The 18225-nt window shown below is 73.5% G+C and carries 18 protein-coding genes and 1 tRNA gene; 8 read left to right on the forward strand and 11 right to left on the reverse strand.

The window, feature by feature from the left end; genetic code table 11:
* Positions 1-29 precede the first annotated feature (29 nt).
* From V5D56_RS15930 to V5D56_RS15940, 3 genes are all read right to left on the reverse strand, one after another.
* Positions 30-977, reverse strand: a complete 948-nt coding sequence (locus V5D56_RS15930) for a Nif3-like dinuclear metal center hexameric protein (RefSeq protein ID WP_435736264.1) — start codon at positions 975-977, stop codon at positions 30-32.
* A gap of 97 nt (positions 978-1074) precedes the next feature.
* Positions 1075-2841: a bifunctional 3'-5' exonuclease/DNA polymerase gene (locus V5D56_RS15935; RefSeq protein ID WP_435736265.1), complete on the reverse strand. Its 1767-nt coding sequence runs from the start codon at positions 2839-2841 to the stop codon at positions 1075-1077.
* A 54-nt stretch (positions 2842-2895) separates the two neighbouring features.
* Positions 2896-3294, reverse strand: coding sequence for a DUF5655 domain-containing protein (locus V5D56_RS15940; protein ID WP_435736266.1), 399 nt, complete (start codon positions 3292-3294; stop codon positions 2896-2898).
* A 48-nt stretch (positions 3295-3342) separates the two neighbouring features.
* On the opposite strand from V5D56_RS15940, the gene V5D56_RS15945 reads away from it, so the two are divergent.
* Positions 3343-4251: a serine hydrolase domain-containing protein gene (locus V5D56_RS15945; RefSeq protein WP_435736267.1), complete on the forward strand. Its 909-nt coding sequence runs from the start codon at positions 3343-3345 to the stop codon at positions 4249-4251.
* A gap of 23 nt (positions 4252-4274) precedes the next feature.
* Here V5D56_RS15945 and V5D56_RS15950 read toward each other — a convergent pair.
* The 3 genes from V5D56_RS15950 to V5D56_RS15960 all read right to left on the reverse strand — a co-directional run bounded on the left by V5D56_RS15950 (position 4275) and on the right by V5D56_RS15960 (position 5387).
* A tRNA-Val gene (locus V5D56_RS15950) sits at positions 4275-4348 on the reverse strand.
* A 108-nt stretch (positions 4349-4456) separates the two neighbouring features.
* Positions 4457-4954, reverse strand: a complete 498-nt coding sequence (locus V5D56_RS15955) for a peroxiredoxin (protein WP_435736268.1) — start codon at positions 4952-4954, stop codon at positions 4457-4459.
* Positions 4944-5387: a DUF3052 domain-containing protein gene (locus V5D56_RS15960; RefSeq protein ID WP_435736269.1), complete on the reverse strand. Its 444-nt coding sequence runs from the start codon at positions 5385-5387 to the stop codon at positions 4944-4946. Before V5D56_RS15960 ends, V5D56_RS15955 begins: the two co-directional genes overlap by 11 nt.
* 389 nt (positions 5388-5776) lie before the next feature.
* On the opposite strand from V5D56_RS15960, the gene aceE reads away from it, so the two are divergent.
* The gene (gene aceE / locus V5D56_RS15965) at positions 5777-8524 is read left to right on the forward strand and encodes a pyruvate dehydrogenase (acetyl-transferring), homodimeric type (protein WP_435736270.1); all 2748 of its coding nucleotides are present in this window, start codon (positions 5777-5779) and stop codon (positions 8522-8524) included.
* A 118-nt stretch (positions 8525-8642) separates the two neighbouring features.
* Here aceE and V5D56_RS15970 read toward each other — a convergent pair whose 3' ends face one another.
* Complete coding sequence (locus V5D56_RS15970) at positions 8643-9329, reverse strand: hypothetical protein (protein WP_435736271.1); 687 nt, start codon at positions 9327-9329, stop codon at positions 8643-8645.
* Positions 9330-9449: 120 nt separating this feature from the next.
* Here V5D56_RS15970 and V5D56_RS15975 point away from each other — a divergent pair, with 120 nt between their 5' ends.
* From V5D56_RS15975 to V5D56_RS15995, 5 genes are all read left to right on the forward strand, one after another.
* The gene (locus tag V5D56_RS15975) at positions 9450-10652 is read left to right on the forward strand and encodes a PucR family transcriptional regulator (RefSeq protein ID WP_435736272.1); all 1203 of its coding nucleotides are present in this window, start codon (positions 9450-9452) and stop codon (positions 10650-10652) included.
* 100 nt (positions 10653-10752) lie between these two features.
* Positions 10753-11727, forward strand: coding sequence for an ACP S-malonyltransferase (locus V5D56_RS15980; protein WP_435736273.1), 975 nt, complete (start codon positions 10753-10755; stop codon positions 11725-11727).
* Positions 11724-12731: a beta-ketoacyl-ACP synthase III gene (locus V5D56_RS15985; protein WP_435736274.1), complete on the forward strand. Its 1008-nt coding sequence runs from the start codon at positions 11724-11726 to the stop codon at positions 12729-12731. Before V5D56_RS15980 ends, V5D56_RS15985 begins: the two co-directional genes overlap by 4 nt.
* A 130-nt stretch (positions 12732-12861) precedes the next feature.
* A complete protein-coding gene (locus V5D56_RS15990) occupies positions 12862-13113 on the forward strand; it encodes an acyl carrier protein (protein ID WP_251151547.1) in 252 nt (83 codons plus the stop codon).
* 95 nt (positions 13114-13208) lie between these two features.
* Positions 13209-14453 carry a beta-ketoacyl-[acyl-carrier-protein] synthase family protein gene (locus tag V5D56_RS15995; RefSeq protein ID WP_435736275.1) on the forward strand — a complete coding sequence of 415 codons (1245 nt, stop codon included), beginning with the start codon at positions 13209-13211 and terminating at the stop codon, positions 14451-14453.
* Between the two features lie 109 nt (positions 14454-14562).
* Here V5D56_RS15995 and V5D56_RS16000 read toward each other — a convergent pair whose 3' ends face one another.
* The 3 genes from V5D56_RS16000 to V5D56_RS16010 all read right to left on the reverse strand — a co-directional run bounded on the left by V5D56_RS16000 (position 14563) and on the right by V5D56_RS16010 (position 16607).
* Positions 14563-15063, reverse strand: a complete 501-nt coding sequence (locus V5D56_RS16000) for a DUF3145 domain-containing protein (RefSeq protein ID WP_435736276.1) — start codon at positions 15061-15063, stop codon at positions 14563-14565.
* Between the two features lie 174 nt (positions 15064-15237).
* On the reverse strand, positions 15238-15723 hold the full coding sequence (def, locus tag V5D56_RS16005) for a peptide deformylase (protein WP_435736277.1): 486 nt from the start codon (positions 15721-15723) through the stop codon (positions 15238-15240).
* Positions 15724-15800: 77 nt separating this feature from the next.
* Positions 15801-16607, reverse strand: a complete 807-nt coding sequence (locus tag V5D56_RS16010) for a DUF1206 domain-containing protein (protein WP_435736278.1) — start codon at positions 16605-16607, stop codon at positions 15801-15803.
* 138 nt (positions 16608-16745) lie between these two features.
* On the opposite strand from V5D56_RS16010, the gene V5D56_RS16015 reads away from it, so the two are divergent.
* Complete coding sequence (locus V5D56_RS16015; protein WP_435736279.1) at positions 16746-17879, forward strand: acyltransferase family protein; 1134 nt, start codon at positions 16746-16748, stop codon at positions 17877-17879.
* Here V5D56_RS16015 and V5D56_RS16020 read toward each other — a convergent pair.
* A complete protein-coding gene (locus tag V5D56_RS16020; protein ID WP_435736280.1) occupies positions 17843-18208 on the reverse strand; it encodes a DUF488 domain-containing protein in 366 nt (121 codons plus the stop codon). The genes V5D56_RS16015 and V5D56_RS16020 overlap by 37 nt on opposite strands.
* Positions 18209-18225 lie beyond the last annotated feature (17 nt).

The raw sequence follows: 18225 nt of genomic DNA on the forward strand, positions 1-18225 counted from the left end.
GCGGACAGCGGGGCGACGGCGTCGCAGGGTCAGCCCGTCGCCGACGCCCCGGGCGCCGACGCGGACGGGACGCGGGCCGTCCAGGGGTCGGTGACGGTCGTGCTGACCCGCGTCTCCACGTGCGCGCCGCGCGCGGCGAGCGCCCGCGCGAGGTCCTCGGCAGCGTAGCGGAGCCACGGCCACTCGGACGCGAAGTGCGGGACGTCGACGAGGAACGGCGTCGCCGACGGCCCACCCTCGAGCTGCGCCCGCTCGCGCAGCTCCGAGACCGGGTGGTGGCGCAGGTCGGACGTGAGGTAGACGTCGGCACCGCTCGCGCGGACCGCGTCGAACAAGGAGTCCCCGGAGCCGCCGACGACGGCGACGGACTCGACCGTCGCGTCGAGGTCACCCGCGACGCGCACGCCCTGCACCGTGGCGGGCAGGACCCCGGCGACGCGCTCGGCGAACGCGCGCAGCGTGAGCGGCGCGGCCAGGCGGCCCACGCGTCCAGTGCCGGTGGTGACGGCCGCGTGCGGCGCGCCGCGACCGGCGTCGTGCGGGACGAGAGGGACGCGGTGGAGCAGGTCGAGCGCGTCGGCGAGCGCGTCCGCGACGCCGCGCTCGGCCGCGTCGGCGTTCGTGTGCGCGACGTACAGCCCGCACCCGCCGCGGATGAGGCGGTGCACGAGCGAGCCCTTGAACGTCGTCGCGGCCACCGAGTGCACGGGTCGCAGGAACAACGGGTGGTGCGTGACGAGCAGGTCGGCGCCCCAGGCGAGCGCCTCGTCCGCGACGTCCTCGACCGGGTCGACGGCGAGCAGCACCTTGCGGACGGGCGCGGCCGGGTCACCGGCGACGAGACCGACGGCGTCCCAGTCCTCGGCCGTACCCGGCGGGTAGAGCTCGTCGAGCGTGCGCACGACCTGGCCGAGCGTCGGGGGCGCGAGCCCGGCGGCGGGCTCGTCGGCGGGCTCCGCGGCGGCGTCGAAGGTCATGGCGGCAGGCTATCCCGCCCCGCACCGCCGGACGCGGTCGGTCGCCTGCGCCGGGTGGACGCGGACGCCGCGCCGCCTGCGCGTGGTGGACCGGCGCTCACTTGGCCTCCGCGTAGTGGTCGACGGCGGCGACCGTCAGCGGGAAGTCGACCGGGAAGTCGCCGAACAGCAGCCGCCCCGCCTCGACGGCGGCCTCCCGGACCTCGTGCTCCACCGCCTCGACCAGCTCGGCGGGCGCGTGCACGACGACCTCGTCGTGGAGGAAGAACACGAGGTGCGCCCGGCCCTCGAACGGTGCCTGGACCTGCCCCGCGGCGTCACTCACGGGCAGGGCCCACAGCCGGCGTCGGATCGACGCGAGCCAGCACAGCGCCCACTCCGCAGCTGTGCCCTGCACGACGAAGTTGCGCGTGAAGCGGCCCCAGGCTCGCGTCTGCGACCGGGCACGTGACTGCGCGTCCGCACCGCCGCCGGCTCGTCCCCCCGCGCCGTCGGTCGCGTCGTCGGCCGCGTACGCCCCGGACTGGACCTCCTGCCAGGCGGCGCCGGGCTCCGGGGAGCTGCGCCCGAGCCGCGTCGTGACGACCTCGCCCCGCTCCCCGGCGCGAGCGGCGCGCTCGACGAGGTCGATCGCGTCCGGGAACGCCTTCGCGAGCCGCGGCAGGACCAGGGCGCTGTCGCCGGTCGTCCCGCCGTACATGGCCCCGAGCATGCCGACCTTCGCGTGCTCGCGGCTCGCCACCGCCCCGGACGCGACGATCCCCGCGTAGAGGTCGACGCCCCGGCCGGCGTCCGCCATGCGCTCGTCGTGCGCGAGCCCCGCGAGCACCCGCGGCTCGAGCTGGGCGGCGTCGGCGACGACCAGCCGCCAGCCCGGGTCCGCGACCACTGCCCGGCGCACCTGCTTCGGGAGCTGGAGGGCACCCCCGCCGCTCGACGACCACCGCCCCGTGACGACGCCGCCGACCACGTACTCGGTGCGGAACCGGCCGTCGCGCACCCAGGTGTCGAGCCAGGCCCAGCCGTTCGCCGTGAGCAGCCGCTGGAGCTTCTTGTACTCCAGCAGCGGTTCGATCACCGGGTGCTCGATCTGCTCGAGCTCCCACTTGCGCAGCGAGCGCGCGCCGACGCCCGCGTACTGGAGGGCCTTGAGCAGGTCAGGGTGCGAGTCGGGGTTGAGCGTCGGCGGCGCGTCCAGCGCGTCGCGGATCGTGCGGGCCAGCGCCTCCATGCGCGCCGGGCGCTCCCCGGGACGCGGTCGCGGACCGAGGACGCCCGACAGGATCTCGTCGTGGACGTCGGCACGCCACGGCAGCCCGGCGTGGTGCATCTCCGCGGCGACGAGCGCCCCTGCGGACTCGCCCGCGAGGAGCAGCCGCAGGCGGCCCGCGGCGTCCGGGCCCTGCGCCGCCGCGACCGCCGCGATCTGGTCGGTCAGCTCGGGCAGCGGGTCCAGGCCCGACGGCGCCGCGAGCGCCCCGGGCGCGTCGGCGCCGAGGTCGAAGAGCGACTCGGGGCGGAGCGGGAGCGTCGGGTCGGGGCCCGCCGGCGCGGCGGTCAGGGCGTCCCACGGCCCGGGCTCCCGTGCGGCGTACGGGGTCCGGGCGGTCAGCGCGGACCGGCGCAGGACCGTGCGGGCGAGGCGCAGGTCGTGCGACCGCTCGACGCGAGCGCCGGCGGCGAGCAGCGCGGGGTACCAACGGTTCGTGTCGTCCCACGTCCACCGGGCGGCGGGGCCGGTGCGCCGGAGCTCCTCGGCGAGCCGGCCGCGCTCGACCTCGCGCGCGGTCACCGGCCCGTCGCCGTCGGGCACGGTGGTGAGCGCCACGCGGTCGGCCGGCGAACGGGACAGGACGAGGTGCACGACGAGAGTCTGCCGGTCGCCACCCACGCGCGGCGTCTCCGGGACCCGTCGCGATCAGGAGCCCTTCAGGTGGGCCCCGCACCCGACCTCGTAGGCCTCGCGCAGCCACCCGACGAACTCCGCATCGACATCACCGGGCTCCCGCAGCACGAACTGGTGGACGAACAGGTTGCTCTGGTACGGGCTCACCGAGCGGATCCGCCGCTCGCGGGACAGCTCGCGCAGGAGGTCGAGGTAGCCCACGACCCCCGCCGCCGTCGGTCTGGCACCGGCGAACCCGCGTCGGGTGCCCTTGAACGTGATCGACGACCGCGACACCGAGAGCGTCACCGGACCGAGGCCCCGCACGGCGGCCTCGACGTCGCGGTAGAGCGTGGCCGCCGCGGGTGGTGCCGCGCGCAGGTGCCGCTCGACCGTCCAGAGGGCGTCGTCTGCCGGGTCCTCGGGCTGCATGGTGGAAGCCTGCCAGTGACCGCCCACACGTCGGCGATGATGGTCCCCGTGACCGACGACGACCACCTCCTCGCCGACTACGCCCGTCTCGACGCCGAGCGGGCCCTCGGCAGCTACGGCATCCACGTCCACCGGGAGGGGCACGCACCCGTCGAGCACCGGTTCCGCGCGGACGACCGCGTGAACGTCTACTCGTGCTCGAAGACGGTGACGGCTCTCGCCGTCGGGATCGCCCGTGCGGAGGGGCTGCTCGACCTGGACGACCTCCTCGTCGACCACGTCCCGCACGAGGGGCCGCTCGGGGCGGGCGTCGACGGCGTCACCCTGCGGCACCTCCTGCACATGTCGTCCGGGAGCCCGGTCACGTGGTTCGAGCGTCCCGCCGACGCACCGCGCGACGTCGCGGCGGCGTTCCTCGGCGCCGACCTCGTCGCGCCGCCCGGCGAGCGCTTCGAGTACTCCAACGGGTCGACCTACCTGCTCGGGCGTGCCGTCGCGGCCGCGAGCGGGCAGGACCTGCGCGACTACCTCGTGCCGCGCCTGTTCGACCCGCTGGGCGTGGTCAATCCGCAGTGGCTGCGCTGCCCGCTGGGGTACAGCGAGGCGGCCAAGGGCCTGCACCTCACGACGTCCGAGCTCGCCCGCGTCGGCCGGCTGCTGCTGCAGGACGGCACCTGGGAGGGCTCCGAGCTGGTCCCCGCGGACTACGTCGAGGCCATGCACACCGACGTGGTGGACACGTCGACCTTCTCCACGGACCCCGAGTCGACCGGCGGGTACGGCTACCAGGTGTGGCTCTGCACGCCCGACGGCGCGTGGCGCGCCGACGGCAAGTACGGCCAGTTCTCGATCGCGCTGCCCGAGCAGCGCGCCGTCGTCACCGTGACGGCCCACAACGAGGCCGTCGCGAACGACATCCTGCGAGCGGTCTGGGACACGGTGCTGCCGCGGCTGTAACGTCTACAGCCGAGGAGTCTGGGTGGGCCCGGAGGGACTCGAACCCCCGACATCCACGGTGTAAGCGTGGCGCTCTGACCAGCTGAGCTACAGGCCCTGGAACAGCGATGCACAGCCTACCGGTCGCCACCCTGCCCTCGTGCCGCGCGACCAGCGGGCGCGAGGACCGCCGTCGGTCATCCCCCGCCTGGCCGCGCCGCCGTCCTCAGAGCTGTTCGAGCGCCCGCCGGTACCCGTCGAGGTCGCGGCGCTGCCCGCGCGGGTTCACGACGGACCAGCGGACGATCCCGTCGGCGTCGACGAGGAACGACCCGCGCAGCGCGAGCCCGTTCTCCTCGTCGAGCACGCCGTAGGCCCGGGCGACGGCGCCGTGCGGCCAGAAGTCGGCGAGGAGGTCGAACTCGAACCCCTCCTGCTCCGCCCACGCCTTCTGCGCGAAGACGGAGTCGCACGAGATCCCGAGCAGCGTCACGCCGGACGTCTCGAACTCGTCGAGGTGGTCGCGCAGCTCGCACAGCTCGCCCGTGCAGATCCCGGAGAACGCGAACGGGTAGAACACGAGCAGCACCGGACCGCCGCGCAGGTCGGCGAGGTGGACCGGCGTGCCGTGCGTGTCGGGCAGCGTGAAGTCCGGGGCCGGGTCGCCCGGCCCGGGTGGTGCGACGCTCACGGTGCCCGACGGCGTCGTCGGCTCAGCGACCACGACCCCGCGTCCCGAGGCGCGTCGCGGACCAGTCCTGGGCGATCGAGAACGTGCTCGTCGCGTGCAGGCCCGCGGTGGTGGCGGCCTCCTGGATGTCGTTGTGGCCCACGTGCCCGGGCCGGCCCGGCTTGAGCGTGAGGATCCAGATCAGGCCCCCGTCGTCGAGGACGGTCTGGACGTCCACGAGCATGTCCGTGAGGTCCCCGTCGCCCTCGCGCCACCACACGATCACGCCGTCGGTGACGTCGTCGTAGTCCTCGTCGACCAGCTCTCCGCCGACAAGCTCCTCGAGGTCGGCGCGCAGGTCGTCGTCGACGTCCTCCGACCACCCGAACTCCTGGACCACGTTCCCGGGCGCGAACCCCAGGCGGTCGATACCGCCGGATCCTGCGGTGTCCGTCACAGTCGTGCCGTTCCTTTCCTCGTCCGTCATAGTCCGCACCGGCCCGACGGGCCCGCACCTGCGGGTCCGGACGGCCGGTGGCGGACCACCGTATGCCGTGTCTGTGCCGTGTCTGGCAAAGGTAGCCCACCGTACGGTGCCCTGCTTGGCAAGGCGCACCCCGTGGACACGGCCCGTCGACGCGTCGTCCGCGTGCGTCCCGCCTCGCGCGCGTGTCACGGAAATCACTGCTCCTTGACCACTCGTTGGTGTGACTTCAGGCCCGGATGAGAACACAATGGGGAGACCACCCTGGTCTCGTGAAGAGGCGCGGTCGCCACCAGCGGCCGCGGCCGCGTGCCCGGTGTGGCTCCGAGACGGACGACCGGGCGTGTACCGCGCGACCGGCGTCCGGCATCCGACGAGATATGAGGTTGCTGGTGGCTTCGTACGACGAGACCGGACCGCTGATCAATGGTCTGCTCAGCCAGGTACCGGACATCGACCCCGCCGAGACCGGCGAGTGGGTCGAGTCCCTCGACGGCCTGATCGACGACCGCGGGGGCCCGCGCGCCCGCTACGTCCTGCTGAACCTGCTCAAGAGGGCCCGGGAGCGCAACGTCGCCATCCCGTCCTCGTTCGCCACGCCCTACGTGAACACGATCGGCGTGCACGAGGAGCCCTACTTCCCCGGCGACGAGGCGCTCGAGCGCCGCTACCGGTCTTGGATCCGCTGGAACGCCGCCGTCATGGTGACGCGCGCGCAGCGTCCGGGCATCGGGGTCGGCGGGCACATCTCCTCCTACGCGTCCGTCGCGACGCTGTACGAGGTGGGCCTCAACCACTTCTTCCGCGGCAAGGACCACCCGGGCGGCGGTGACCAGGTCTACTTCCAGGGTCACGCCTCCCCCGGCGTCTACGCGCGGGCGTTCCTCGAGGGCCGGCTGTCCGCCGACCAGCTCGACGGGTTCCGCCAGGAGAAGTCGCACGCGGGCGGCGGCCTGCCGTCGTACCCGCACCCGCGGCTCATGCCGGACTTCTGGGAGTACCCGACGGTCTCCATGGGCCTCGGCCCGGCCAGCGCGATCTACCAGGCGTGGACGGACCGGTACCTGCACAACCGCGGGATCAAGGACACGAGCCAGCAGGACGTCTGGGCGTTCCTCGGCGACGGCGAGATGGACGAGCCCGAGTCGCGCGGCATGCTCCAGCTCGCGGCACAGCAGCAGCTCGACAACCTGACGTTCGTCGTGAACTGCAACCTGCAGCGTCTCGACGGCCCGGTGCGCGGCAACGGCAAGATCATCCAGGAGCTCGAGGCGCAGTTCCGCGGGGCGGGCTGGAACGTCATCAAGGTGATCTGGGGCCGCGAGTGGGACGTCCTGCTCAACGCGGACAAGGACCGTGCGCTGGTCAACCTCATGAACGCCACGCCTGACGGCGACTACCAGACGTACCGGGCGGAGAACGGCGCGTTCATCCGCGAGCACTTCTTCGGGCGCGACCCGCGCACCAAGCAGCTCGTCGAGAACATGACCGACGACGACATCTGGAACCTCAAGCGCGGCGGGCACGACTACCGCAAGCTCTACGCGGCGTACGCGGCGGCTCGCGCCCACACCGGCCAGCCGACCGTGATCCTCGCGCACACCGTCAAGGGTTACGGCCTCGGGTCGACCTTCGCCGGCCGCAACTCGACGCACCAGATGAAGAAGGTCAACCTGGCCGACCTCAAGACGCTGCGCGACTCGCTGCGGATCCCGATCACCGACGAGGAGCTCGAGGCGAACCCCTACGAGCCGCCGTACTTCCACCCGGGCGCCGACGCGCCGGAGATCCAGTACCTCCTGGACCGCCGCCGCCAGCTCGGCGGGTTCGTGCCGGAGCGGCGCTCGTCGCCGAAGCCCCTCACGCTCCCGGGCGAGAAGACCTACGAGATCCTCAAGAAGGGCTCGGGCCAGCAGGAGATCGCCTCCACCATGGCCTTCGTGCGCCTGCTCAAGGACCTCATCAAGGACAAGGAGATCGGCAAGCGCATCGTGCCGATCATCCCGGACGAAGCGCGCACGTTCGGCCTGGACTCGATCTTCCCCTCGGCGAAGATCTTCAACACCCAGGGCCAGCACTACCTCGCCGTGGACCGTGAGCTCATGCTGAGCTACAAGGAGTCCGAGGCCGGGCAGATCATGCACACCGGCATCAACGAGGCCGGCTCCGCCGCCGCGTTCCAGGCCGTCGGCACGTCCTACGCCACGCAGGGCGAGATCATGGTGCCGGTCTACATCTTCTACTCGATGTTCGGCTTCCAGCGCACCGGCGACCAGTTCTGGGCGGCGGGCGACCAGCTCACGCGCGGCTTCATCGTCGGCGCCACCGCGGGCCGCACGACGCTGACGGGCGAGGGCCTCCAGCACGCCGACGGGCACTCCCCGCTGCTCGCGGGCACGAACACCGCGATGGTGCAGTACGACCCGGTGTACGGCTACGAGATCCGCCACATCGTGCGCGACGGCATCGAGCGCATGTTCGGCGACGGCTCCGACGGCCGCGACCAGAACGTCATGTACTACCTCACGGTGTACAACGAGCCGATGGTCCAGCCGGCCGAGCCCGAGGACGTCGACGTCGAGGGCATCCTGCGCGGCATCCACCGGGTCTCGGTCTCCGAGGCCGAGGGCCCGAAGGCCCAGCTCCTCGCCTCCGGCGTGGGCGTGCCGTGGGCGCTCGAGGCGCAGCAGCTCCTCAAGGAGGACTGGGGCGTCTCGGCCGACGTGTGGAGCGTGACGAGCTGGAACGAGCTGCGCCGCGACGGCCTCGCCGCGGACCAGGCCGCGTTCCTCGACCCGGCGGCCGAGCCCCGCACGCCGTACGTCACCGCGAAGCTCGCGGGCGCCGAGGGCCCGTTCGTCGCGACGAGCGACTACGACCACCTCGTCCCCGACCAGATCCGCAAGTGGGTCCCGGGCGACTACGAGGTGCTCGGCGCGGACGGCTTCGGCTTCTCCGACACGCGCGCCGCGGCCCGCCGCCACTTCAAGATCGACGGCCCGTCCGTCGTCGTGCGCACGCTCCAGGCCCTCGCCAAGCAGGGCAAGGTGCCCGCCGACGCGTCGGCGAAGGCGATCGAGAAGTACCGCCTCATGGACGTCACCGCCGGGACGTCCGGCAACGCGGGCGGCGACTCCTGACGGTCCGCACGGCCTGACCGCTGCACGACGACGGCCGGTCACCTCCCGCGGGGAGGTGACCGGCCGTCGTCGTGCAGCGCCGCGTGCAGCGCTCGCCGTGGGGCGCGGACGCGTTCGTCTACGTGCCCGCGCGGTGCTGCTCGGCCTGCGCGACGGCACGCTCGAGCTCGGTGCGCACGCGCGCGACGGCCTCCGGGTCGCCGTACGACGTCAGCGACTCGAGATGGTGCCGTGCCTCCACCGCGCGGTCCGCCTCGATCGCGGCGAGGACGAGCTGTCGTCCGACCTCGGGGTCGTGCTCGCGCGCACGCCAGTGGCCGACGCCGAGGCCGAGCGCCTCGCCGGGCAGGCCGGCGTCGCGCAGGACCTCCATCGACTGGGCCAGCGCGCGCCCGGTGTGGTCGCGCTCTGCGGCCGTGGCGAAGCGGCGCAGCGCGGACTCCTGGTCGTCGTCGAGGGACAGGCGACCGAGCTCGATGAGGGGGAACCACCCCTTGGGGTGGCCCGCGAGCTCCTCGGCGAGCGCCCACACCGCGAGGTCGGCGGCACGCTGCTTCTCAGACTCGTCGGCCGGTGCGGCCAGCGGGTCGTCCACCTGGGTGCCCTCGGCGGCACGCCGCCGCACGAGCTCGGCGAGCGCGCGGAAGGCACGCTCGTCGTTCGGGTCGTCGACCAGCATCGCGCGCAGGGCGTCCTCGTGGACGGTGTCGCCGCGCTTCTCCCCGGACCTGGGTCGGCGCGCGCCGACCGTCGACGCGGACGTCGGGCGTCGCATGAGCTGGCGCAGGCGGGGCATCAGAGCCATGCCCACGACCCTAGCGGCTCCCCCGGGCGCTCACCCGCCCGCTCGCTACCGGCCTTCCGCGGGTCCTCTGCGACAGGCGGTTTGTGGACTGTCCACAACACCGGCCCGTATGCTCGGCGCGTGACGGCCACCTCCCCCACAGCCTCCGGGCGCTCCCGCGCGACCGGCACCGCCGGCAACGCGGACAACCTCCAGGGGCTGCGCGACGGGAGCGGTCTGCTCATGGCGGCCGCGCTGCGGCGGCTCGACGAAGAGGTGCCCTGGTACCGCGAGCTGCCCGCGGAGGACCGGTCGTACGTCGGGCTCGTCGCCCAGTCGGGCATCACCGCGTTCGTCAGCTGGTACGCCGACCCGCTGGCCCCGCCGCACGGCGTGAGCGAGATCTTCGCCGCGGCACCGCCCGAGCTCACGCGCTCGATCTCGTTGCAGAACACGCTCCAGCTCGTGCGGATCGTCGTCGAGGTCGTCGAGTCGCACTCCGACCAGCTCGCCGCCCCCGGTGGCGAGCGCGACCTGCGCGAGGCCGTGCTGCGCTACTCGCGCGAGGTCGCCTTCTCGGCCGCCGAGGTCTACGCGCGGGCGGCCGAGGTGCGCGGCGCGTGGGACGCGCGCCTCGAGGCCCTGGTCGTCGACGCGCTCGTGCGCGGCGACGGTGACGACTCGCTGCGCTCGCGCGTGTCCGCGCTCGGCTGGGGCGGCCGCGGGTCGACGCTGGTCATCGCGGGGACGACGACCGCGTCGCTCGACGAGGTGCGCACGGCCGAGCTGCGGCGGGCCACGCGCCGGGCCGCCGGCGACGCGCTCGTCGGCATCCACGGCGACCGGCTGGTGCTCGTCCTCGGCGGCGAGGGGGACCTCCAGGCCGCCGCCGCCTCCCTGCTCCCGCGCTTCGGGCCCGGCCCGGTCGTCATCGGTCCCACGGTGGCCGGTCTGGAGGAGGCCGGTCGCTCCGCGCAGGCCGCCCTCGCCGGGCTGCGCGCGGCGCCCGCGTGGCCCCAGGCGCCGCGCCCCGTCCTCGCCGACGACCTGCTGCCCGAGCGCGTCCTGACGGGCGACACGACCGCCCGGCGCACGCTCGTCACGCAGGCGTACCGGCCCCTCGCCGAGGCGACGGGCTCGGTGCTCGAGACGCTCTCGGCCTACCTCGGGACGGGCCGCTCGCTCGAGGCCGCCGCGCGCACGCTGTACGTGCACCCCAACACCGTGCGGTACCGCCTGCGCAAGGTCTCCGAGATCACGGGGTGGGACCCGCTCGACGCCCGTGAGTCCTTCGTGCTCCAGATCGCGCTCGCGCTGGGCCAGCTCGCGGCGCTCCCGCGCTGAGGCCACCGCGCCATCCTTGGAGGTTCCGCACAAACGCCCCCCTCAAGGTTGGTGCGGGTCGTGACGTGGTCCATCGACACCGCGTTGGCACAGTTGACAGGTGCTCGCCGTCTTGTGCCCTGGACAGGGCTCCCAGTCCCCCGGAATGCTCGCGCCCTGGCTCGAGCTGCCCGGTGTCACCGACCGCCTCGCCACCTTCGGCGAGGCCGCCGAGACCGACCTCGTCGCCCACGGCACGACGTCGGACGCGGAGACGATCCGGGACACCGCCGTCGCGCAGCCGCTGATCGTCGCCTCCTCGCTCGTCGCGCTGCGCGAGATCCTCGACGGCCGTGACGCCACCGAGGTCGTCGACGTCACCGCCGGCCACTCCGTCGGCGAGCTCGCCGCCGCCGCGGTCGCGGGCGTGCTCGACGACGCGGGCGCCGTCGGGCTCGTCTCGCACCGTGCGCGGTTCATGGCCGCGGCGGCCGCGGCGAACCCCAGCGGGATGAGCGTCGTCGTCGGCGGGGACCCGGAGGAGGTCCTCACGGCGATCGAGTCGGCCGGCCTGTGGCCCGCGAACGTCAACGGCGGTGGCCAGGTCGTGGCGGCCGGTGCGCTCGAGCACCTGCTCACGCTCGCCGAGAAGCCCCCGGCCAAGGCGCGCGTCATCCCCCTGCAGGTCGCCGGGGCGTTCCACACGCCGTTCATGCAGTCGGCTCTCGAGGCCTTCGAGCCCGTGGCCGCCTCCTGGGACGTCCAGGACCCGCGCCTGCCGTTCCTCTCGAACGCGGACGGCGAGCCCTACGGCCGCATCGACCTCGAGGGCAGCGACCACGGCAAGGCGCGCGACGTCGTGCGGCGCCTCACCGCGCAGATCGCCGCTCCCGTGCGGTGGGACCTGTGCCAGGAGACGCTCGCGGAGCTCGGCGTGACCGCGATCCTCGAGCTCGCCCCCGGCGGTGTCCTCACGGGCCTCGCACGGCGCACCCTGCCCGGCGTCGAGACCGTCGCGGTGAAGTCGCCGGCCGACGTCGAGAAGGCGCGCGACCTCGTCGCACGGCACTCCGTCGCCGCGGGAGCGGGGGCGTGACCAGCCCGACGCTGCGGCAGGCCACCGGGCCCGCCCACTCGCGGATCCTCGCGATCGGCGCCGCGCGCGGCGAGGACGTCGTGACCAACGACGACCTCGCCGGGCCCATCGAGTCCTCGGACGAGTGGATCCGCCAGCGCACCGGCATCGTCACCCGCCGCCGGGCGGGGGCCGGCGTCGACGTCGTCGACCTCGCGGAGGCCGCAGCACGGCGCGCGCTCGACGCCGCGGGCCTGACCGGTGCCGAGGTCGACGCCGTGATCGTCGCGACCATCACGTGGTTCCGTCAGACCCCGTCCGCGGCGGCCGTGCTGGCCGACCGGCTGGGCGCGACGCCCGCCGCGGCCTTCGACGTGTCCGCCGCATGCGCCGGGTACGCCTACGGCATCGCGCAGGCGGACGCCCTCGTCCGGTCCGGGGTCGCCCGTCACGTCCTCGTGGTCGGCGCCGAGAAGCTCAGCGACTTCGTGGACCCGACGGACCGCACCATCTCGTTCCTGCTTGGCGACGGTGCGGGTGCCGCGGTCGTCGGCCCGTCCGACGTGCCCGGCATCGGCCCCACCGTGTGGGGCTCGGACGGGAGCCGGGCGAACGCGATCCGGCAGACCCACGCCTGGACCGACCTGCGCTCCGAGCCCGAGGCCGGCTTCGCGACGATGCGCCAGGACGGCCAGACCGTCTTCAAGTGGGCGAGCTTCCAGATGGCCCCCGTCGCCGCGAAGGCGATGGCCGAGGCCGGGGTGGGCCCGCACGACATCCGGGCCTTCGTCCCGCACCAGGCCAACCTGCGGATCACCGACCAGCTCGTCAAGCAGCTCGGCCTCCCCGAGACCGTCGCCGTCGCGCGCGACATCGTCGAGACCGGCAACACCTCCGCCGCGTCGATCCCGCTCGCGACCGAGCGGCTCCTCGCCGAGGGGCAGGTCGGCTCCGGCGACCTCGCGCTCCAGATCGGTTTCGGGGCCGGGCTCGTCTACGCGGCGCAGGTGGTCGTCCTCCCGTAGGGAAGAATCACCCTGGGCGGTTCGTCGTCGACCGGCGAGCCACACCGCAACCAAGTACCGCACCACCGTTCGGGCCCGCCCGAGCATCGCCACCGGGACCGGTCCGCCGGACCCACGACAAGGAGAAACCATGGCTTACACCGAGCAGGAAGTCCTCGCCGGCCTCGCGGAGATCGTCGCCGAGGAGACGGGTCTGCCGACCGACGCCGTCGCGCTCGAGAAGTCCTTCACCGACGACCTCGACATCGACTCCCTCTCGATGATGACGATCGTCACGCACGCCGAGGACAAGTTCGGGGTCCGCATCCCCGACGAGGAGGTCAAGAACCTCACCACGGTCGGCGACGCCGTCTCGTACATCACGGGCGCCCAGGCAGCCTGAGCACCCGGCCTGCCCGGCAGGCCGCGCGGACGGGCCGGCACCACCCCGCCGGCCCGTCCGCCCACCCGTCGACCGAACACCCTCGAGGAGCTCCCATGTCTGCCGTCCGTGAAGTCGTCGTCACCGGCCTCGGCGCCACCACGCCGCTCGGCGGGGACGTGCCCACGACCTGGGCGGCCGCGCTCGCCGGCGAGTCCGGGGCGCGCACGCTCGACAACGACTGGTCCGAGCGCTACGAGATCCCCGTGACCTTCGCCGCAACCATCAAGGTCAAGCCCGAGGAGGTCCTCGCGCGCCCCGAGATGAAGCGCATGGACCCCTCGACGCAGTACGCGATCATCGCGGCGCGCGAGGCCTGGGCCGACGCGGGCAGCCCCGACGTCGACGGCGACCGGCTCGGCACCGTGGTGTCGTCCGGCATCGGCGGCATCTGGACCACGCTCGACGGCTGGGACACGCTGCGCGAGCGCGGCACCCGCCGTATGCTGCCCATGACCGTCCCGATGCTCATGCCCAACTCCCCCACCGCGTACGTCTCGCTCGAGCTCGGCGCCCGCGCCGGCGCCCACGCGCTCGTCTCGGCGTGCGCGTCCGGTGCCGAGGCGATCGGCTACGGCGTCGACATGATCCGCGCGGGCCGCGCGGACGTCGTCGTCGCGGGCGGCACCGAGGCGACGATCCACCCCATGCCGATCGCGGCGTTCGCCGCGTCCCGCACCCTCTCGCTGCGCAACGACGACCCGCAGGGTGCCTCGCGCCCCTACGACGTCGACCGCGACGGGTTCGTCATCGGTGAGGGCGCGGGCGTCGTCGTGCTCGAGAGCGCCGAGCACGCCGCGGCCCGCGGTGCCCGCGTGTACGCGCGCCTCGCGGGCGTCGGGCTGTCCTCCGACGCCTACCACATCACGTCCCCCGACCCGGAGGGCCGCGGCCAGGTCGCCGCGATGCGCCGGGCGCTCGAGGAGGCCGGGGTCACCGGCCGCGACGTCGTGCACGTCAACGCGCACGCGACCTCGACCAAGGTCGGCGACCTCACCGAGACCCGCTCGATCCGCACGCTGCTCGGCGGGGACGCGGACCACGTCCAGCTCTCCGCGACCAAGTCGATGACGGGGCACCTCCTCGGCGGCGCCGGCGCGCTCGAGTCGATCTTCACGATCAAGGCCGTCGCGGAGCGCCTCGCGCCCCCGACGATCAACGTCGCGAACCCGGACCCGGAGCTCCAGGTCCCGCTCGTGCGCGACACGCCGTCGCCGCTGCCCGCGGGCGACGTCGTGGCCCTCAACAACTCGTTCGGGTTCGGCGGGCACAACGTGGCGCTGGCGGTGACGAGCGCCTGACGGGCGTTCTCACGAGTCCGCACGCGCGCGAGGCCGCCTCCCGGCTGGGAGGCGGCCTCGCGTCGTCGTGCCGGTGCTCCGCCGTGCGGGCGTCCGGGTCAGCCTGTGGTCAGCCTACGCGGTGCAGCCAGCGCACCGGGGCGCCCGCCCCGGCGTAGCGGAACGGCTCGAGCTCGTCGTCCCACGCCTTGCCGAGCGCGAGGTGCAGCGCCTCGCGCATGGCCCAGGGATCGTTGGCCTGGTCGAGCGCGGCACGCACGCGGTCCTCGGGGACCACGATGTTGCCGTGCACGTCGGTCGCGGCGTAGAAGATCCCGAGGTCGGGCGTGTGGGACCAGCGCCCGCCGTCCACGCCGTGGCTGGGCTCCTCGGTCACCTCGTACCGCAGGTGGGACCAGCCGCGCAGGGCCGACGCGAGCTTCGCCCCCGTGCCCTGCGCGCCCTGCCACGAGTACTCGCCGCGGTACAGCCCGCGCGCGGCGGGCTGCTCGGTCCAGTCCAGGGAGACACGCACGCCGAGGACGTTCCCGGCGGCCCACTCCATGTGCGGGCACAGAGCACGGGGTGCTGAGTGCACGTAAAGAACACCGCGGGTGATGGCACCGGCCATGTCTGCCTCCCTAGGTCGAGGTTGCGTCTTCCCCAACGTCCTCTTCCAGGGTGGATCCACAGCACGTCACACGTACGTCGCGGCGTGTCTCGTGCCTATCTTGCACGACGGCGCGCGGTTGCGCGAGAGTTCGGCGGGGCGCGCCGTCTACGGCCGACGACGCGGGCTCGGCTCTCAGAGCTGCGCGCGCAGCTCCCGCATCGCCTTCTTGCGGACCGAGCGGTCGAGGCGGTCGAGGTAGAGCATGCCGTCGAGGTGGTCGCACTCGTGCTGCAGGCAGCGAGCCATCAGCTCGGTGCCCTCGACCACGACCTCGTTGCCGTCGAGGTCCGTGCCGACGACGCGCGCGTACCAGGCGCGCCGGGTCGGGAACCACAGCTCCGGGACGGAGAGGCACCCCTCGTCGCCGTCCTGGAAGTCGTCGGAGAGCTCGACGATCCGGGGGTTGAGCACATAGCCGATCTCGTCGTCGATGTTCCACGAGAAGGCGCGGAGGCTCACGCCGATCTGGTTCGCGGCGAGACCCGCTCGGCCCTCGTGGTCCACGGTCTCGACGAGGTCCGCGACCAGGGACCGGACACGGTCGTCGATCGTGGTGATCTCGTCGCACGGCGTGCGGAGCACGGGGTCGGGGATGGTGCGGATCTCTCTCATCGCCATGCCCGCATTCTTCCACGACGACGTCGTGGTGCCCGATCCCGGGCAGGCCCCGACGTGGCGCCTGCCCGGGACGTACGTCACATGCGGGCGTACCGCGCCCGGGCGAACGAGTACAGGCCGTAGGCGGCGAACCCGAGCCCGACGGCCACGAGCAGCACCACGCCGAAGGGCTGCTCGACGATCGTCGCGAACGCGGCGTCGAGCCCACCGGCCTGCTCGGGGTCGTTCTGCACGGCGGCCACGACGAAGAGCGCGCCGAGGACGCCGAGAGCGACCCCCTTCGCGATGTAGCCCACCCGGCCGAGCTGGACGACCGCGCGCCCGACATGGCCGCTCGTGCCGCCGCGCAGGTCCTCGAGGAACTTCTTCTTCCACCCCTTGACGACGTGGTAGACGCCGGTGACGACGACACCGACGCCGACGGCCCCGACCAGCAGCGTGCCGCCCGGGCTCTGCATGAGTCGCGCGGTGAAGCTCTCCTCCTGGCCCGACCCGCTGGACGCGCCCGACACCACCTGCACGGCGAGGACGCCGAGCGCGACGTAGACGACCGCCTTGCCGGCGGCCTTCAGCCGGTCGGAGGTCTCGAGCGCACCGCTGAGGGCGACCGTCACCTGCCACAGACCGAGCGCGGCGAACGCGACCACGGCGAACCAGAGGAGCGCGGTACCTCCGGGCGTCTCGGCGACGGCGGCGAGCGCCCCGGTCTGGCTCGCCTCCTCGCTCGACGCCGATCCGGTCGCGACCTGCACGGCGAGCACCCCGATGACGAGGTGGAGCACGCCGCTCATCGCGTACCCGGCACGTGCCAGCAGCTCGAGCGTCTTGCTCCCCTGCGCGCTACGAGCGGCCGACTTCCCCGTTGAGCTCATGCTCGGTGCCACGGATTCTCCTTCACTCGGGACGCCGCCCCTTGCGCCGCCGGGATCTCCGGCCCCGACACTCTGGCAGCAGTCCGGGTTCCACGCATTTCGGGCGCTCCTCGCGGGCGTGCAAGATCACGGTTTGGTAACGTGCCACGGATGTCCACGACGCCTCCCCGTCTCGTCGCCCTCGACGGGCTCCGGTTCGCCGCCGCCGCGGCCGTCCTGGCGTACCACTTCGTGGCCGTCAACCACCACGCGTGGGGCGACCGCACGAGCGAGGCGATGCCGGGCGTCCAGCAGGTCGCCGCCTTCGGCTCGTTCGGCGTCCAGCTCTTCTTCGTCATCAGCGGGTTCGTCATCCTCATGACCGCCTGGGGGCGCGACGTGCGTGGCTTCGTCGCCTCTCGCGCGGGGCGCCTCTTCCCCGCGTACTGGGCCGCGGTCCTCGTGACGCTCGTGCTGCTCGTGCTCGTCGCGCCGGGTCGGCGCGACGTCGACCTGCCGCAGGCCGTCGTGAACCTCACGATGGTGCAGCGGGCGTTCGGCATCGACGACGTGGAGGCCGTCTACTGGACTCTCTGGTCCGAGCTGCGGTTCTACGTGCTCGTCGGCGTGCTGCTGGCGGTCGGCCTGACGCGCGGTCGGCTGATCGCGTTCGTCACGCTCTGGCCGGTCGCGGGGGCCATCGCGACGCAGACCGGGTCCGATCTCCTGGCGACCGTCCTCGTCGCGGCCGACGCCCCGCTGTTCGCCGGCGGCATGGTGCTCTACCTGCTCACGCGCGAGCCGCGCTCACCGGTGCTCTGGCTCGTGCTCGGGCTCGACGTCGCGCTCGCGGCCGCGCACTCGGGACGCATCCAGGCGGTACGGATCGAGAACAGCACCGACCTCGCCCTGGCCCCGGCGACCTACTGGACCGCGATCGTCCTGTGCTTCGCCGTGGTCGCCGCCGCGACCATGACCCCGCTGGCCCGGCTCTCCTGGAGATGGCCGACGCTGCTCGGCGCCCTGACCTACCCGCTCTACCTCGTCCACTCGTCGTGGGGCCGGTGGGTCATCGAGACGGCGCACCCCACGCTGCCCGGCTGGGCCACCCTCGCGCTCGCCGTGACGACGTGCCTGCTGCTGGCGCTCGCGATCCACCGGCTCGTCGAACGGCCGTTCGGGCCCCGGCTGAGGCGGGCGCTCGACCGCGACCTGCGCCGGGAGAGCCGACCGCTCCACGAGAGCCCCGGTACCCGATCCTCGGCCGCTCAGGCCGAGGCGGTAGGCGTCCCCGTCCCGAGGTAGTCGCGCAGCACGACCGCCTGGTTGTGCTCCTGGTCCTTCGCGCCGTAGAGCAGCGTGACGACCGGACGCGACGCGACCACGTCGCGCAGGTCGGCGACCGCCGGGTTCGCGTCGAGCTCGGAGCGGTAGCGCCGCGCGAACTCCTCGAAGCGAGGCTCCTCGTGGTGGAACCAGCGGCGCAGGGCGTCCGACGGCGCGACGTCCTTGAGCCACAGGTCGGCCCGTGCGGCCTCCTTGCTGACCCCACGAGGCCACAGCCGGTCGACCAGCACACGGAAACCGTCGCGGTCGGTGGGCTCGTCGTAGACGCGCCGCACCCGGATGGTCATGACTTCCATGAGACCGC

It is taken from the genome of Cellulosimicrobium sp. PMB13, assembly GCF_051294865.1.
GTDB lineage: Bacteria > Actinomycetota > Actinomycetes > Actinomycetales > Cellulomonadaceae > Cellulosimicrobium.

Bases quoted from the DNA above. Each gene is read 5' to 3' on its own strand.
- V5D56_RS15970 (WP_435736271.1), bottom strand. From the start codon at position 9,329: ATGGCTCTGATGCCCCGCCTGCGCCAGCTCATGCGACGCCCGACGTCC.
- V5D56_RS15960 (WP_435736269.1), bottom strand. From the start codon at position 5,387: ATGACGGACGAGGAAAGGAACGGCACGACTGTGACGGACACCGCAGGA.
- def (WP_435736277.1), bottom strand. From the start codon at position 15,723: ATGGCGATGAGAGAGATCCGCACCATCCCCGACCCCGTGCTCCGCACG.
- V5D56_RS15995 (WP_435736275.1), top strand. From the start codon at position 13,209: ATGTCTGCCGTCCGTGAAGTCGTCGTCACCGGCCTCGGCGCCACCACG.
- V5D56_RS15930 (WP_435736264.1), bottom strand. From the start codon at position 977: ATGACCTTCGACGCCGCCGCGGAGCCCGCCGACGAGCCCGCCGCCGGG.
- V5D56_RS15940 (WP_435736266.1), bottom strand. From the start codon at position 3,294: ATGCAGCCCGAGGACCCGGCAGACGACGCCCTCTGGACGGTCGAGCGG.
- V5D56_RS16020 (WP_435736280.1), bottom strand. From the start codon at position 18,208: ATGACCATCCGGGTGCGGCGCGTCTACGACGAGCCCACCGACCGCGAC.
- V5D56_RS16015 (WP_435736279.1), top strand. From the start codon at position 16,746: ATGTCCACGACGCCTCCCCGTCTCGTCGCCCTCGACGGGCTCCGGTTC.
- V5D56_RS16000 (WP_435736276.1), bottom strand. From the start codon at position 15,063: ATGGCCGGTGCCATCACCCGCGGTGTTCTTTACGTGCACTCAGCACCC.
- V5D56_RS15990 (WP_251151547.1), top strand. From the start codon at position 12,862: ATGGCTTACACCGAGCAGGAAGTCCTCGCCGGCCTCGCGGAGATCGTC.